The organism is Nitrosomonas sp. (genome assembly GCA_016703745.1).
GTDB lineage: Bacteria > Pseudomonadota > Gammaproteobacteria > Burkholderiales > Nitrosomonadaceae > Nitrosomonas.
Genome location: JADJBK010000006.1, coordinates 440,308 through 455,362 on the forward strand (window position 1 = coordinate 440,308; position 15,055 = coordinate 455,362).

Annotated in this window: 18 protein-coding genes; 14 read left to right on the top strand and 4 right to left on the bottom strand. The window is 43.8% G+C overall.

What is annotated here, in order from left to right:
* Nucleotides 1-104 precede the first annotated feature (104 nt).
* From IPG31_03130 to IPG31_03160, 7 genes are all read left to right on the top strand, one after another.
* Nucleotides 105-1,373 carry a hypothetical protein gene (locus tag IPG31_03130; GenBank protein ID MBK6617383.1) on the top strand — a complete coding sequence of 423 codons (1,269 nt, stop codon included), beginning with the start codon at nt 105-107 and terminating at the stop codon, nt 1,371-1,373.
* Nucleotides 1,370-2,164, top strand: coding sequence for a hypothetical protein (locus IPG31_03135; GenBank protein ID MBK6617384.1), 795 nt, complete (start codon nt 1,370-1,372; stop codon nt 2,162-2,164). Before IPG31_03130 ends, IPG31_03135 begins: the two co-directional genes overlap by 4 nt.
* A 105-nt stretch (nt 2,165-2,269) precedes the next feature.
* Nucleotides 2,270-3,502: an O-antigen ligase family protein gene (locus IPG31_03140; GenBank protein MBK6617385.1), complete on the top strand. Its 1,233-nt coding sequence runs from the start codon at nt 2,270-2,272 to the stop codon at nt 3,500-3,502.
* Complete coding sequence (locus IPG31_03145; GenBank protein ID MBK6617386.1) at nt 3,495-4,190, top strand: O-methyltransferase; 696 nt, start codon at nt 3,495-3,497, stop codon at nt 4,188-4,190. Before IPG31_03140 ends, IPG31_03145 begins: the two co-directional genes overlap by 8 nt.
* A 41-nt stretch (nt 4,191-4,231) precedes the next feature.
* Nucleotides 4,232-4,489, top strand: coding sequence for a DUF2024 family protein (locus IPG31_03150; protein MBK6617387.1), 258 nt, complete (start codon nt 4,232-4,234; stop codon nt 4,487-4,489).
* 20 nt (nt 4,490-4,509) lie between these two features.
* Entirely contained in the window at nt 4,510-5,025 is a 516-nt protein-coding gene (locus tag IPG31_03155) for a hypothetical protein (GenBank protein MBK6617388.1), read from the top strand.
* A gap of 15 nt (nt 5,026-5,040) precedes the next feature.
* Nucleotides 5,041-5,388, top strand: coding sequence for an arsenate reductase (locus IPG31_03160; GenBank protein ID MBK6617389.1), 348 nt, complete (start codon nt 5,041-5,043; stop codon nt 5,386-5,388).
* A 52-nt stretch (nt 5,389-5,440) separates the two neighbouring features.
* Here the strand turns inward: IPG31_03160 and rplS are convergent, their stop codons facing one another.
* From rplS to rpsP, 4 genes are all read right to left on the bottom strand, one after another.
* Nucleotides 5,441-5,824, bottom strand: coding sequence for a 50S ribosomal protein L19 (rplS, locus tag IPG31_03165; GenBank protein ID MBK6617390.1), 384 nt, complete (start codon nt 5,822-5,824; stop codon nt 5,441-5,443).
* 87 nt (nt 5,825-5,911) lie between these two features.
* The gene (trmD, locus tag IPG31_03170; protein ID MBK6617391.1) at nt 5,912-6,691 is read right to left on the bottom strand and encodes a tRNA (guanosine(37)-N1)-methyltransferase TrmD; all 780 of its coding nucleotides are present in this window, start codon (nt 6,689-6,691) and stop codon (nt 5,912-5,914) included.
* Nucleotides 6,692-6,703: 12 nt separating this feature from the next.
* Complete coding sequence (gene rimM, locus IPG31_03175; GenBank protein ID MBK6617392.1) at nt 6,704-7,213, bottom strand: ribosome maturation factor RimM; 510 nt, start codon at nt 7,211-7,213, stop codon at nt 6,704-6,706.
* A 37-nt stretch (nt 7,214-7,250) separates the two neighbouring features.
* Complete coding sequence (gene rpsP, locus IPG31_03180; GenBank protein MBK6617393.1) at nt 7,251-7,517, bottom strand: 30S ribosomal protein S16; 267 nt, start codon at nt 7,515-7,517, stop codon at nt 7,251-7,253.
* Between the two features lie 534 nt (nt 7,518-8,051).
* On the opposite strand from rpsP, the gene IPG31_03185 reads away from it, so the two are divergent.
* Genes IPG31_03185 through IPG31_03215 form a run of 7 tightly spaced genes read left to right on the top strand, consistent with a single transcriptional unit; the run spans nt 8,052 to nt 15,048 of the window.
* Entirely contained in the window at nt 8,052-8,408 is a 357-nt protein-coding gene (locus tag IPG31_03185) for an NADH-quinone oxidoreductase subunit A (GenBank protein ID MBK6617394.1), read from the top strand.
* Between the two features lie 3 nt (nt 8,409-8,411).
* Nucleotides 8,412-8,888: an NADH-quinone oxidoreductase subunit B gene (locus IPG31_03190; GenBank protein MBK6617395.1), complete on the top strand. Its 477-nt coding sequence runs from the start codon at nt 8,412-8,414 to the stop codon at nt 8,886-8,888.
* A 10-nt stretch (nt 8,889-8,898) separates the two neighbouring features.
* Nucleotides 8,899-9,519 carry an NADH-quinone oxidoreductase subunit C gene (locus IPG31_03195; protein ID MBK6617396.1) on the top strand — a complete coding sequence of 207 codons (621 nt, stop codon included), beginning with the start codon at nt 8,899-8,901 and terminating at the stop codon, nt 9,517-9,519.
* A gap of 53 nt (nt 9,520-9,572) precedes the next feature.
* Nucleotides 9,573-10,826, top strand: coding sequence for an NADH-quinone oxidoreductase subunit D (locus IPG31_03200; GenBank protein MBK6617397.1), 1,254 nt, complete (start codon nt 9,573-9,575; stop codon nt 10,824-10,826).
* Nucleotides 10,827-10,840: 14 nt separating this feature from the next.
* On the top strand, nt 10,841-11,317 hold the full coding sequence (gene nuoE, locus IPG31_03205; protein ID MBK6617398.1) for an NADH-quinone oxidoreductase subunit NuoE: 477 nt from the start codon (nt 10,841-10,843) through the stop codon (nt 11,315-11,317).
* Nucleotides 11,314-12,591: an NADH-quinone oxidoreductase subunit NuoF gene (nuoF, locus tag IPG31_03210; GenBank protein MBK6617399.1), complete on the top strand. Its 1,278-nt coding sequence runs from the start codon at nt 11,314-11,316 to the stop codon at nt 12,589-12,591. The genes nuoE and nuoF overlap by 4 nt, the downstream gene beginning before the upstream one ends.
* Nucleotides 12,592-12,645: 54 nt before the next feature.
* On the top strand, nt 12,646-15,048 hold the full coding sequence (locus tag IPG31_03215) for an NADH-quinone oxidoreductase subunit G (protein ID MBK6617400.1): 2,403 nt from the start codon (nt 12,646-12,648) through the stop codon (nt 15,046-15,048).
* The last annotated feature ends 7 nt before the right edge of the window (nt 15,049-15,055 follow it).

Sequence of the window (15,055 nt, forward strand, 5' to 3'; positions counted from 1 at the left end):
GGTATATAATGTCGGATTTTCCCGCAGGGATCATACAATTCATAGTTCTTAACGATGGGATTGTTGGTTCATGCCCCTATCCTTGATCAGACCTATTATCACCGATGAAAGCCCTCTTTTTCCTGCGCCATTATAACGACATTGACCATATCACGCCGGTAATTGCCCAATGGGTTGCAGCTGGACATCATTGTGACGTGGTTTTAATTGGTGGATTCAGATTCCGGCATGACTATCGCGTAAATTATCTGGCGTCGCTGCAGGGAGTTCGGGTTGCACATATGCGTGAACTTTTTCCTGCATGGCTTTACCTGGCCTGGCGGCTGCAGATGCTGCTATTAACCGGCAATCTACGAAAGCTCTTCGTGGGACCAATCATTGCCTATCTCGCAAAAATTCATGACGAGAAACGACGAGCTCGTTTGTGGTGTAAGACCGTGCAATTTCTACTGGATCGTACTTTTCCCAATGAAGAGTGGGGTACGGTAGTTTTTGACTGGATTGAACGCAATTCCGTGATTGCACTGGAGTGGGTGGAAACAGTTATTGTGATGGCGCGTGCGCGAGGGGTGGGCAGTGTTTCTTTACCACATGGAGACAGCCCCCATGCCAATCAACTGATTCGGCGCGGAGAGTGGAAGCTCGGACCGGATACAACTTTTGCCGCCGCAAAGATCTTCGATCATGTGGTAGTCCCGAATCAACTGTGCGCACAGCGTTTTTTGCCTTTTCTGCAACCTGGTGCGATTGCGATTCTTGGTTCGCCACGCTACTGCGAAGCGTGGCTGGCAAAACTATTGGTACTGTTGCCGCCTTCACCATTAACGCCAAATCCGGACAAACTAAAGATCGTCATATTTTTGCGTAAAGCCAATTTTACGACTTTCTGGGAAGAAGTCAGCGAAGTGGTGCATCTGCTGGCAGCATTTCCAGAAATTGAACTTATCATTAAACCCCATACCCGCAGCGGCTGGAAGCAGTCCCTCACTCGCAGTCGCTCACTGAAAAAATTGACCCATGTCAGGGTGGCAAATGATGAGATGCATTCTATCCATTTAATGAATTGGGCGGATGTTTGTATTGACTTGGCAACTTCAGTGGTATTCGAGGCAATCAGGCGCGAAAAACCCGTGCTGGCGGCGGACTACCTGCACGCGGGGCGTTCTGCGGTAGCCGTCTATATGCCGGAAACCGAATTGCGCTGTCGTGATGATATTTACGAAAAAATAAACCATTTTCTCTCGCATGGCTGCCGGAATTTTTACGTGCCGGCACACCGGGAGCGATTCTTGACTGAGATGCTGGATGTGGGTGGAGTCGATGTATTACCGCGCTATGTGGAGTTAATTGAAAAAACGGGTAGCAGGCTATGATCAGGATTGGCATCGTCGTAACTTATCATAATTTTGTAAATAAATTTATCTTGCCTTGTCTGGATTCTTTAAGCAGGAATATAGGTTGTTCAAAATTTGTATGTGTTTTTGATAATGAGTCCAAACATGAGGATAACTATAAAGTCGTAGATTTTTGCCATGCAAACAAGGATTTTTTTTATACCAGGATTGAAGATCAGAATAAGAATGGTGGGCTGACGGCTACCTGGAATGCCGGTGTTGACCTATGCATTCAGCACGGATGTGAAATGATTTTTATCATAAATGACGATATTTTAATCAATGATACCTGGCGTTTTTTTGTGCAATCCATAACTGATGATGGCGTCGTGTATGGCCCCGTAACTAATAACCCCGGACATGCCTGGGTTGATCAGCATGAGCGTTGGATGTTTAAGCATTTGTTTGGTCATAACAAGAAAAAGCAATATTCCGGTAACGGAAAAGGTAGAAATGAGGATGTCACGCATGTAGGATTTGTCAATGGTTTTTGCTTTGGATGTACGGTAAGAACATTTACAAATCATATGTACGATGAGAAACATTATTTTGATCCAGACTTTCCTTTTGGTGGAAATGAAACCGAGTTTCAGCTCAGGCTGTTTAATCTTGAGCCAACCAAGAACAATACAAAAAATAAGAAACTGTTGAGCTCACTGGATGCCCATAATAGGGCTGTCATTGTTCCAAAATGCTATGTTTATCACTATAAAAACCATGCATGGAAAATAAATGGTGGTGGTAGATTTTCTAAGGAGCAGTTCAGTTGACTTACCTTTGATTGGGTTAAACCAAAATTAAAATCAAGCTTCAAATCCCTGTTTTGCTCTGTTTAAAGCGTCTTTCTTGAATGATCTGCAGACTGGATTAAAAAAATGAATTTTTCAATTCCCGTCCCAATCAACTCATTTCAGCGTGAATTCATAGTCAAAGTCATTCTCGTTTTGTTTTGCGCTACCTTTTGGTTTGGTTCGCTATATAAATATACGGTACCGCTGTTGCTACTGGCATGGCTGATAGATGACGGAGTTGTGAAATTTAAATCTTTAATTAAAGAGCCGCTGGTTCAAGCCATATTGATTTTGTGTGCGGTTTTGCTGATAGGGACGCTATGGGGTGAAGCGCCACTGGCTGGTCGCAAAAAATGGATAAAATATTTTTTACTTCTACTTTATTTACCATTCCTCTCATTGCTAAACCGAGACCGGCTTCTCTATGCAATCGGCGGTTTGCTTGCTGGATATGGATTAATTTTGTCGGTCGGAGTGTACCAGTGGATCGCTAATGGGGAACAGGGAATACCTGCTCTCGATATGTCTTATTTACGGTTTTCTGCAATTCTGGGTGTCGCTGCAATTTTTTCAGTTTATTTTGTTTGCTATAGTCGTAATTGCGTGGTTCAAATCTCTTTACTTGTATTTGGTTTGATATTGCTTTTTCTGCAATTTCAGCAAAATGCACGTGGCTTTCTATTGGCGACTCTACTTACACTACTGGTGCTGATATGGAATCATTTTTGGACGAATATGCGTCGTTTTGCCGCTTTACTGCTAGCGTTAATCATATTTGTTGGAGTTTTTGCCTATACGAGTCCCGTCATACAGGATCGTTGGGTACAGGCGCAGCAAGATTTTGTGAAACTGCAGCAGGCTGATTACAGTAGTAGCATTGGCTATCGGCTAGCGATGTGGGATGTGGGGTTGCATGGTATTTTGCAGCAACCTTTCTGGGGACATGGTACGGGTTCACCGGAGCATTATTTTAACCAGACAATCACGAACTATAAGGGTGGAGTGTATAAGGATTTGCTTGATTTCCATCCTTATGCGCATTATCACAATGATTGGATCGAGATCGGTATGCATGTGGGGTTGCTGGGTATCTTTGCTTTAATGTATTTGTTTTGGGCGTGGTACGTAACTTTCAAGCGATGTGGAATGGTTTTACTGGGAACAAGCGTAGTCTGTTTTATATTGTTATCAGGGTTGACTGAAGTGTTTATGATTTTTTATCGTATTCCCGTTCTTTTACTAATCATAACCGGAATAACGGTTGTCTATTGTCAGAAAGAAAACAACCTTAACGTAGAGGGTACGTTGCATGCGTGATTTGTTGTCTCCAACAGCCGAAAACCTGAACAGTATCGATCCGGTTCATCCTGAAATAGAGACTTATTTGCTAAATCTGATCACACGAACCAATCATCCTACGTTGTTGCAGATGGAGTCTTATGCTAAACAAAATGGGTTTCCCATTGTGAATAGATTGGTAGGTGTTTTTCTGGAGATACAAGCGAGAATGATCAATGCCAGGAGGATTTTTGAGTTTGGTAGTGGCTACGGTTATTCGGCTTACTGGTTTGCGCGAGCAGTCGGTGAGGGTGGACAGGTCATCTGTACGGATGGAAATCCACGCAATCTTGAACCAGCCAAGCAGTATTTGACGGATCTCGGTTTATGGGAGCGTATTGATTTTCAAATAGGATTCGCGCAGGATATTTTTATGAAAACCCAGGGGGATTTTGATATTTGTTATAACGATGCTGATAAGGGAGGTTACCCCGAAATCTGGGCGCTGGCAAAAAAACAGATACGCCCAGGTGGGTTATATATTGCAGACAATGTATTGTGGCATGGCCGTGTGGTGCTTGCTCCTGGTAGTTTTACCGATGTCAAATCTGGCTGGACTGAGGCGATTAGAGAGCATAACCACCTGATTTTCAATGATCCAGAATTTGATGCCTTTATTAATCCAATCCGTGACGGCGTTATCGTTGCACGAAGAAAAATGGCATAATGACACCCTGCTAATAGTAATTTCATTTAAAAGGAAGAAATATGCAAATTCATGTTTATGACACCTATGTCAAGGCCAGTGATGGCCATACTATGCATTTTGATGTATTTACTGATGTAAAAGATGAAGAAAAAGCTGTAGAGTACGCCAAGCAATGGCTTGCCTCAATCGGAGAGCAAGACGCGACCGTTACCAGTGAGGAATGCCGCTTTTGTCATAGCCAGGCTGCTCCTGAGGAGGTAACCGAGGCAATCAGGCAGAATGGTTATTACATTTATAAAATGGAAGGTTGCCGCTAATAATTATGAGGTGTCAGACTATGAGAAAAAAACTAATTTGTGCATTAACCTTTTTTACTTTTGCAATACCCACCGCACTGGTCTATGCGGATGAGCCTAAAAATATTGGTGAATTTGATGACTGGACAGCCTATTTGTTCATGGAAGGTAGTAACAAGGTCTGCTATATGGTCAGTAAGCCCAAAAAACAGGAAGGTGATTACGTAAAACGAGGTGATGTTTTTGCGCTAATCACGCACCGTCCTTCTGAGAAGAGCAGTAATGTATTTAGCTTTGTCGCCGGTTATCCTTATAAAACAGACAGTGAAGCAAGTATTATTATTGGTCAGCAAAATTTCAAACTGTTTACCCAGAACGAAACGGCTTGGGCTGCAGATGCAGCAACGGATAACCGTCTGGCTACGGCGATTCGTAATGGCAGCAGCATGATCGTTAAAGGTACATCAGCCAAAGGAACGCAGACGACTGATACCTTCGGGTTGAAAGGCTCGTCGGGCGCGTACGCAGCAATCAGCAAAGAATGTGGTATCAAGTAGTCTTTGGAGTGAGATATGACAGACGACAAGCTGACGATTTACTACAAACCGACATGTAGTAAATGTCGGGCTGCACTAGAGATTCTAGAAGAAAGTGGTCTGGAGTTTGAGCGTGTCGACTATTATCAGTCGCCACTAACAGTAACACTGCTGCGTGAGTTGGCGCAAAAGTTGGCAATTTCTGTCAGGGGATTGTTGCGTCAGGACGAGCCATTAGCTCGGGGTACCGAATCCATGGATGATGATGTGTTATTACAATTAATGGTGCGTCACCCCGATCTAATTCAGAGGCCAATTGTCGTGCGCGGCACCCAGGGCGCACTGGGACGCCCGCCGGAGAATATCAAGCAGTTGCTTGATTAGAACAAGTCAGGTAGCAAAGCGGAAGCACGGTTACCTGACGAGGTCATAGAATTTACTCAGCAGAAACTTTGTTTGTGCTGCGCGCGGGTAGTTTTTCTCTAATTCTGGCAGATCTTCCTGATCTGTCTCTTAGGTAGTAAAGTTTTGCGCGCCTTACTGCACCTCTCCGTTTAACTTCCATGCTGGCAATCAACGGTGAGTAAGTTTGAAAGGTGCGTTCTACCGCTTCGCCGCTGGAAATTTTTCTAACAATAAAGGAAGAATTCAGCCCCCGGTTTCGCTTGGCAATTACAACCCCTTCAAAAGCCTGGATGCGTTTACGATCGCCTTCTACTACGTTGACACTGACGTTGATTGTATCGCCCGGGGAAAAATCTGGAATGACCTTACCTAGCCTTTCTATTTCTTCAAGTTCTAGTTGTGCGATTAGATTCATGTCGTTCTACTCCTGTTTATAATCATGATTCAAGTGTGATAGTAATTTCTGCCCGATTTTATAACAGATGGTTACTATAAATCCATATTATCCGGATTTTGTATTTTTCTCTGTAAGTTTAAATTCTTCCAATAATAATTTTTCTTGGTCTGGCAATCCATTTGGGTATTTTTTTATTAGTAAATCAGGTCGTCTTAGCCAGGTTCTGCCTAGTGATTGTTGTAATCTCCAGCGATTAATTCTAGAGTGATCACCCGTGAGCAACGCCTCCGGAACGGGTTGTTCTCGATAAATTTGGGGGCGCGTGTATTGTGGATACTTAAGTAAGCCATCAACTAGAGAATCATTATTAGCAGATTCTGCATCCCCTAGCGCCCCTGGTAATTGTCTGACTATTGCATCTATTAGTACCATGGCAGCAAGTTCACCTCCAGAGATGACGTAATCACCAATCGAGAGTTCTTCATCAACATGTTGCGCTATGAGGCGTTCGTCTATGCCTTCGTAGCGCCCGCAAATCAGAGTAACCCCATTCATGGAAGTCAGCTGTGAAACCCTCGCGTGATCAATACGTTTTCCCTGTGGTGATAAATAAATAACCCAGGTTTTATCGGCAACATTTTCTTTTTGCCATTTCTGTGCGCCGGAAATAGCCAGATCTAGTGGCGCCGCCATCATAACCATGCCTGCTCCCCCACCATAGGGCGCATCATCTACCTTTCGGTAACAATTGTTGGTGTAATCGCGCGGATTCCAAGTGCGCAATCGGTAGAGGTTTTTTTTATACGCCTTGCCTGTTATGCCAAATTGCGTTACAGCATCCAGCATGCCAGGTAGCAAGGTGATAACATCAAATTCAAAAGTCAAAGTACATTGTCTTCAATAGTCAATGCCCCAGTCTACAGTGATTTCCTTGGAGGACAAATTCACCCTGGTAATGACCGAATCTATAAATGGAATCAATAATTCCTGCTTACCTTCTGGTCCTTGTATCTGTAGTGCATCATTCGCCCCCGTTTTAAGTAACCCGGTGACTCGACCTAAAAGATCGCCATTGAGATCAAATACATTAGACCCAATTAAATCAGACCAATAGTAACCATTCTCACCATTTTCCGGTAGTGGCGGTAAGTGGCTACGTGGTACAGCTATTTGTTGTCCTCTTAATGCCATCACGCTCAAACGGTCATTGTATTCTTTTAGTTTTACAATGATGTGTTTGCCGGATACAAGACAATCTTCTGGACGATGCGCAGCCCAGTGCGCATTTTGTTTGCCAAACCACCAAACTGGATAGCCCAACAAACCATCGCTCTTTTCGGTGCAGCTGACTACTTTAATTTGTCCCCGAATTCCATGAGGCCCGCTTACGTAACCCATTACCACCATTTCTTCATGGGGATTTTTGGTTAAGATTGATCCTGGATCAACTTTGGGATTGGATATTTTGCTGTTTGCCAAATTGTTTGAGAAGTCTGGAAACGGTATCAGATAGCTGTGCACCCTGAGATTGCCAATAAGTTAGCCGATCGAGCTTAATCCTTAAATTTTCCTCGCCTCCTGTTGCCCTTGGGTTATAAAACCCAACACGCTCAATAAACCTGCCGTCTCGCCTAAAACGAGAATCCGCCACTACCATATTATAAAAAGGGCGTTTTTTAGCGCCACCTCTCGCTAACCTGACTACTACCATATTGCTCCTTGTTGGTTTGGGTTTGAGAACATTTCTTAAAAGAGAGATTTTTTCTTTGCTCGTAAAGATTGCTGCATATCGACCTTCTTAACGATACGACAGACACAAGCAAGCCAAAATTTAAATACTTTTCAATTTTTGATTGCTTAAAGGCGGAATTATAAGGCATCTTGTCGTTAATTAGCAAGTCGTGTGTGTGGTTGTATACGGGTGTTAAATCTGAGTATTCAAGATTTTATGGTTTTTTTATAATCTCTTTCCGCTTTTATTTCTTACAGGATTAATTGGCACTATTTACGCCTGCAATCTCCGATTGTGGTAGCTGGTTAATGACTGTGCTGATAATCCGGTGGCCTCAAAGGGATATGGAGTGATACAATTCTGACACCATATAAAGCAGAACTTCTAAAGGAATATAATAAAATATAATTATTTCTTGGTTCTGCGGGTATTGTAACGACAAGAAACTTAATAAGAAATTTGTTTATTTCTGTAAATATTTTATTTAAGTAAAAGTTAATCATGATTGACACAATGCTTGGTAGCTACTTTCCAATTTTACTCTTTATTCTCGTGGGGTTATTCGTTGGGATTTTATCGATGCTTGCTGGTTGGCTGCTTGCACCTAACAGGCCGGATGAAGCAAAACTATCTTCGTACGAGTGTGGATTTGGTGCGTTCGAAGATGCGCGTATAAAGTTTGACGTGCGCTATTATTTAATAGCTATCTTGTTTATTCTGTTTGACCTTGAGATTGCCTTTTTATTTCCTTGGGCAGTAGTATTGAACGAAATAGGCTGGTTTGGTTTTGTTGCTATGCTGGTTTTTCTTGGTATTCTTGTGGTCGGTTTTATTTATGAGTGGAAGAAGGGCGCTTTGGAGTGGGATTAAGCCATGGGTATTGAAGGAACGTTAGATAAAGGGTTCGTGACAACCAGTCTGGATTCCTTGATTAATTGGGGGCGAACCGGATCAATGTGGCCAATGACGTTTGGTCTGGCTTGTTGCGCAGTTGAGATGATGCAGACAGGAGCTTCGCGCTATGATTTGGATCGATTTGGAATTGTGTTTCGGCCCAGTCCGCGTCAGTCGGATGTAATGATAGTTGCGGGAACGCTGTGTAATAAAATGGCACCTGCGCTACGCAAAGTTTATGACCAGATGGCCGAGCCGCGTTGGGTCATTTCGATGGGTTCCTGTGCCAATGGCGGCGGATATTATCATTACTCTTATTCGGTTGTGCGAGGATGTGATCGGATTGTTCCTGTGGATATCTATGTTCCGGGGTGCCCGCCTACAGCCGAAGCATTGCTCTATGGAATCATTCAGTTGCAGAACAAAATTTTGCGCACCAATACAATTGCACGCTAATTTCTGGTAAATGACAAATATACGTTTTGAGAAACTGACTGCGGCACTCCAAAATATCCTGAGCGATCAACTGGTAGATATAAATCAGGCTTTGGGGGAAGCCACTGCTGTAGTGGACTCGGCAAAATTGTTGGAAGTTGCGGGGTTATTAAAAAACCATCCTGAATTTGGATTTGATACCCTTGTTGATATCTGTGGGGTAGATTTTAGCGAGTATTCAACTGATACTCATGCTGGTCGAGGCCGCAGGGGTAGACGTTTTGCGGTGGTATATCATCTGCTGTCAGTTCAGTATAATCACAGATTACGTTTGCGAATATTTGCAGATGACAATGAATTTCCGGTAGTCGATTCCGTGATGTCAGTTTGGCCGGTTGCCAACTGGTTTGAACGCGAGGCATTTGATCTTTATGGTATTGTTTTCAATCATCATCCTGATTTGCGACGTATTCTGACTGACTATGGTTTTATTGGTAACCCGTTCCGTAAAGATTTTCCATTATCTGGTCATGTTGAAATGCGTTATGACGAGGGGCAGAAGCGAGTCATTTATCAGCCAGTCTCTATCGAGCCTCGTGAAATTACACCTTATATAATTCGTGAGGAACAATATGGCGGCAGCGAGGAATGATCGATTCAAAAACTGGGTCAGATTTTGATATGGCTGAGGGAGAAATAACTTAAATGGCTGAAATTCGTAATTACACCATGAATTTTGGGCCGCAACATCCCGCCGCGCATGGCGTGTTGCGATTAGTCATGGAGCTGGACGGCGAAGTAATTCGTCGCGCGGATCCGCATATCGGTTTATTGCATCGCGCAACCGAGAAGTTAGCTGAAAATAAAACTTATATTCAGTCAGTTCCTTACATGGATCGACTTGATTATGTTTCTATGATGGTCAACGAACATGCCTATGTAATGGCGATTGAAAGACTGCTTCAAATTGAAGTGCCGATTCGCGCACAATACATTCGTGTTATGTTTGATGAAATTACGCGCATTCTCAACCATTTGTTATGGTTGGGTGCGCATGCGCTGGATGTGGGCGCAATGACAGTTTTTCTCTATGCTTTTCGTGAGCGGGAAGACTTGATGGATTGTTATGAAGCAGTTTCCGGTGCCAGATTGCATGCGGCGTACTATCGGCCGGGGGGGGTGTATCGTGATTTGCCAGATACTATGCCACGATATCAGTCCTCTAAAATACATGATGAAAAGACAACAGCTGCGCGTAATGAAAATCGTCAGGGTTCATTGCTAGACTTCATAGAGGATTTTACCCAACGCTTTCCCAGATATGTTGATGAGTACGAGACCTTGTTGACGGATAATCGTATCTGGAAGCAGCGCTTGGTTGATATTGGAGTGGTATCTCCAGAGCGTGCCAAGGCGCTGGGGTTCAGTGGCCCGATGTTGCGGGGGTCTGGAGTGGCGTGGGATTTGCGTAAGAAGCAGCCATACGAAGTTTATGATCAGGTTGATTTTGATATCCCGGTTGGTACCAATGGTGATTGCTATGACCGTTATCTGGTTAGAATCGAGGAATTCAGGCAATCTAACCGCATCATCAAACAGTGTGTTGATTGGCTGAGAAAGCACCCTGGACCGGTAATAACTGATAATCATAAGGTTGCTCCGCCATCACGGCTTGATATGAAGCAGAATATGGAGGAAATGATTCATCATTTCAAGCTGTTCACCGAGGGTATGCATGTTCCGCGGGGAGAAATCTACGCGGCAGTGGAGCACCCTAAGGGTGAGTTTGGTATTTATATCATTTCAGATGGCGCCAATAAGCCCTATCGCCTAAAAATACGAGCGCCTGGTTTTGCGCATCTGGCGGCAATGGATGAAATGACACGAGGCCATATGATTGCCGACCTTGTGGCGGTGATTGGTACGCAGGATATCGTGTTTGGTGAAATTGACAGATAAGAAGAAATTCGCTCATGTTAAGTATTGAATCACTAAAAAAGATTGACCGAGAAATTGCTAAATATCCTGAGGATCGAAAGCAATCGGCAGTAATGTCTGCATTGGCTATCGCACAGGATGAAAAGGGATGGTTGGCAACAGAGACTATGGACTATGTTGCTAACTATCTGGGTATGCCACCTATTGCTGTGTACGAGGTGGCAACGTTCTATAATATGTATAATTTGCAGCCTGCCGGGCAATATAAACTGACGGTCTGTACCAATCTTCCCTGTGCATTGAGTGGTGCCAATCAGGCTGCCGCATACTTAAAACAAAAACTCGGAATTGATTTTAATGAAACATCTGCTGATGGTTTGTTTACCCTGAAAGAAGGTGAGTGCATGGGTGCTTGTGGAGATGCTCCGGTTTTGCTGGTTAATAACAAACGTATGTGTAGTTTTATGACCAATGAGCAGATAGATCAGCTAATTGAGGAATTAAGCAAATGAGCGAATCTGTTCAGGTAATTTTGGCAGGTGTTGATACTAACGATCCTGAAAATTGGAAATTAGCGAACTATCTTCGTCGCGATGGCTACGTTGCATTAAAAAAAATTCTCTCCCAGAAGATATCACCCGAGATGGTGATCGAGGAAGTTAAGAAATCTGCTTTACGCGGACGAGGAGGTGCAGGTTTTCCAACAGGGTTGAAATGGAGTTTCATGCCACGTAACTATGATGGCGAGAAATATCTGGTTTGTAACTCTGATGAAGGTGAGCCGGGGACATTCAAGGATCGTGACATCATGCGATTCAATCCTCATGTTCTAATCGAGGGCATGTTAATTGCAGCTTATGCGATGGGGGTTCGTCGAGGATATAACTATGTTCATGGTGAGATATGGGATACCTATGAGCGTATGGAGGAGGCTGTCGGTGAAGCCTATGAGGCTGGTTTTCTGGGCGATAATATACTGGGGTCTGGCTTCAGCTTTTATCTTTACAATCATCATGGTTATGGCGCGTATATTTGCGGAGAAGAAACAGCATTGCTGGAGTCAATCGAAGGTAAAAAAGGACAGCCCAGATTTAAACCGCCATTTCCTGCAAATTTTGGGTTATATGGTAAGCCAACGACGATTAACAATACGGAAACATTCGCAGCAGTTCCCTGGATTATTCGCCATGGGGGTGAACAATATTTGCAATTAGGTAAGCCCAATAATGGTGGAACCAAGTTATTTTCTGTTTCTGGGCATATTAATAAGCCCGGAAATTATGAAGTTCCCATGGGTACGCCATTTGCAAAATTGCTGGAAATGGCGGGTGGCATGCGTGACGGCAGGAAACTAAAGGGATGCATTCCCGGTGGATCGTCCATGCCGATTTTGCCTGGGAATGTCATGATGGAAACTGATATGGATTACGACTCCATTGCGAAGGCCGGGTCAATGCTTGGCTCTGGCGCGGTTATCGTCATGGATGAAACCACTTGCATGGTACGTGCTCTGGAACGGCTTTCCTACTTTTATTTTGAGGAATCCTGCGGGCAGTGCACACCATGCAGAGAAGGAACAGGTTGGTTGTACCGAATTGTTCATCGTATTGAGCATGGCAAAGGCCGTAGTGAGGATATTGACCTGCTGGATAATTTGGCAGATAACATACAAGGACGCACGATTTGTGCGCTGGGTGATGCTGCTGCTATGCCAGTACGTGCGATGTTGCAGCATTTTCGGGAAGAATTTATCTACCACATTGAGCATAAAAAATGCATGGTGTAGGTGTCTGATTTTTTATTTGGCCTCGATGTTCACTAATCCGAGAGTATTCGGTTGATGATTAAAATAGAAATAGACGGGAAAGAAGTTGTGGTACCTAAAGGTAGTTCGGTAATGGATGCCGCCAAGCAGATCGGGGTCTATATTCCCCATTTTTGCTACCACAAAAAATTGTCGATTGCCGCAAATTGCCGGATGTGTTTAGTTGAAGTAGAAAAGGCACCGAAGCCTTTACCTGCCTGTGCTACGCCAGCAATAGAAGGTATGAAGGTTTCAACTCATTCGCAGCAGGCAATTAAGGCTCAAAAAGGGGTGATGGAATTTTTGTTGATTAATCACCCCTTGGACTGCCCAATTTGTGATCAGGGAGGAGAATGCCAGCTTCAGGATCTGGCAGTGGGATATGGCGCTAGTGAATCCCGTTATCAGGAAGCCAAACGTGCGGTTGCTAATAAGAATCTTGGCCCCCTGATTGCTACCGATATGACACGCTGTATTCATTGCACTCGTTGCGTACGCTTTGGTCAGGAGATTGCCGGCATCATGGAACTTGGTATGGCAGGAAGAGGAGAACACTCTGAAATTCTAGCGTTTGTCGGTAAAACTGTCGATTCCGAATTATCTGGTAACGTTATTGATCTTTGCCCAGTTGGGGCGCTAGTCAGCAAGCCTTTCCGTTATTCAGCTCGCACATGGGAGTTGTCGCGTCGAAAATCTATCAGTCCACATTGTGGATTGGGCAGCAATCTGGTTGTGCAGGTTAAAAATGATCGTGTAATGCGGGTCTTGCCACGGGAAAATGAAGGGATCAATGAGTGTTGGCTTTCCGATAAAGATCGTTTTTCTTATGAAGGACTTAATTCCGAAGACCGCATGACAGTACCAATGGTAAAGAAAAACGGTCAATGGCAAAACTGTAGCTGGGAGGATGCCTTGACACAGGTGGCAGAGGGGTTTCGAGGTGCGATTGACAGGTATGGCAAGTCAAAACTTGGCGCGCTGGCTTCTCCGCACAGTACTCTGGAGGAGTTATATCTGCTGCAGAAATTACTACGTGGACTCGGTAGTCAAAATATTGATCACCGTATACGTCAATCAGATTTTCGTGCGGATCCTCTACTGCAAGGTGTTCCCTGGCTTGGAATGTCTATAGCAGAAATATCCAACTTACAGTCTATTTTGATTATCGGTAGTACGCTTCGGAAAGATCACCCATTGCTTGCTCAGCGCGTGCGTCAGGCAGTGCATAAGGGCGCACAGCTTAATCTTGTGAATCCGGTTGATGATGATTTATTAACAAAAACTGAGAATCGTGCTGTTGTAGCGCCGAGTAGAATGTTGGAAATACTCGTACAAATACTGAGAGTGGCTTCGGAAATCAAGGGTGAATCAGTCAGTGAAAATCATAGACAGGCATGTGAGCAGGTCAAGGTAACAGATATGGCCAGAGCTATCGCGGTCAGTCTTATTGAAAAAGCACCAGCAGCAATTTTTCTAGGGAACATGGCGCAGCATCATCCGCTTTATACCGATCTGTTCAGTATTTCCCAAGCGATAGCCGAAGTGACGGGCGCCAGATTAGGTTTTTTAGGCGAAGCAGCTAATAGCGTTGGTGGATATGTAGCAAATGCGTTACCGTGGGATAGAAAAACCAGATCAGCGACATCAAAAGAATCAGATAATATTGGTTTGAATGCGGCACAAATGCTGGGCTTAGACTCAACTAGTAGTGACACTGCCTGTGCGGCATTGCTTCTACTAAATATCGAGCCGGAACTTGATTGCTACAACGGGTATCAGGCTAGAAAAGCATTGGATAAGACTGCGTTCGTGGTTTCACTGAGCAGTTACAAGGGTAATGTTACAGATTATGCAGATGTGGTATTACCGATTGCACCATTTACAGAAACTTCAGGTACCTTTATTAATACGGAGGGACGGATACAGTCTTTCAAGGGTGTGGTCTCTCCATTGGGAGAGACTCGGCCTGCCTGGAAAATATTGCGAGTTTTAGGAAATCTTCTTCAACTTGATGGTTTTGGGTTTAATTCTTCTGAAGAAGTATTGAGGGAGGCTATTCCATCCGAAGAGCAAGTTTCTGAAGACTTGATCAATAAATTAAATACATATGCCATTAATGTTCAATCGCCTTTTAATGGCATAGAAAGGATCGGTGAATTACCTATTTATCAAACTGATCCAATTGTAAGGCGGGCACCCGCCTTACAGGCGACGCAGGATGCCAAACGACCATTGGTATTTGCTTCGTCTGTTTTGCTGGATAAAGTAAGTATTAATGCTGGTGAAAGCGTTAAAATTATCCAAGGTAATGGTACGGTGATTCTAGAAATGTCAGTTGATGATAGTTTGCCGGAAAACTGTCTGCGTGTGGTTAGCGGATGTTCAGCAACCTCATCGCTAGGTGGAATGTTTGACGAGATTACCCTTGAAAAATTATAAGATCTAA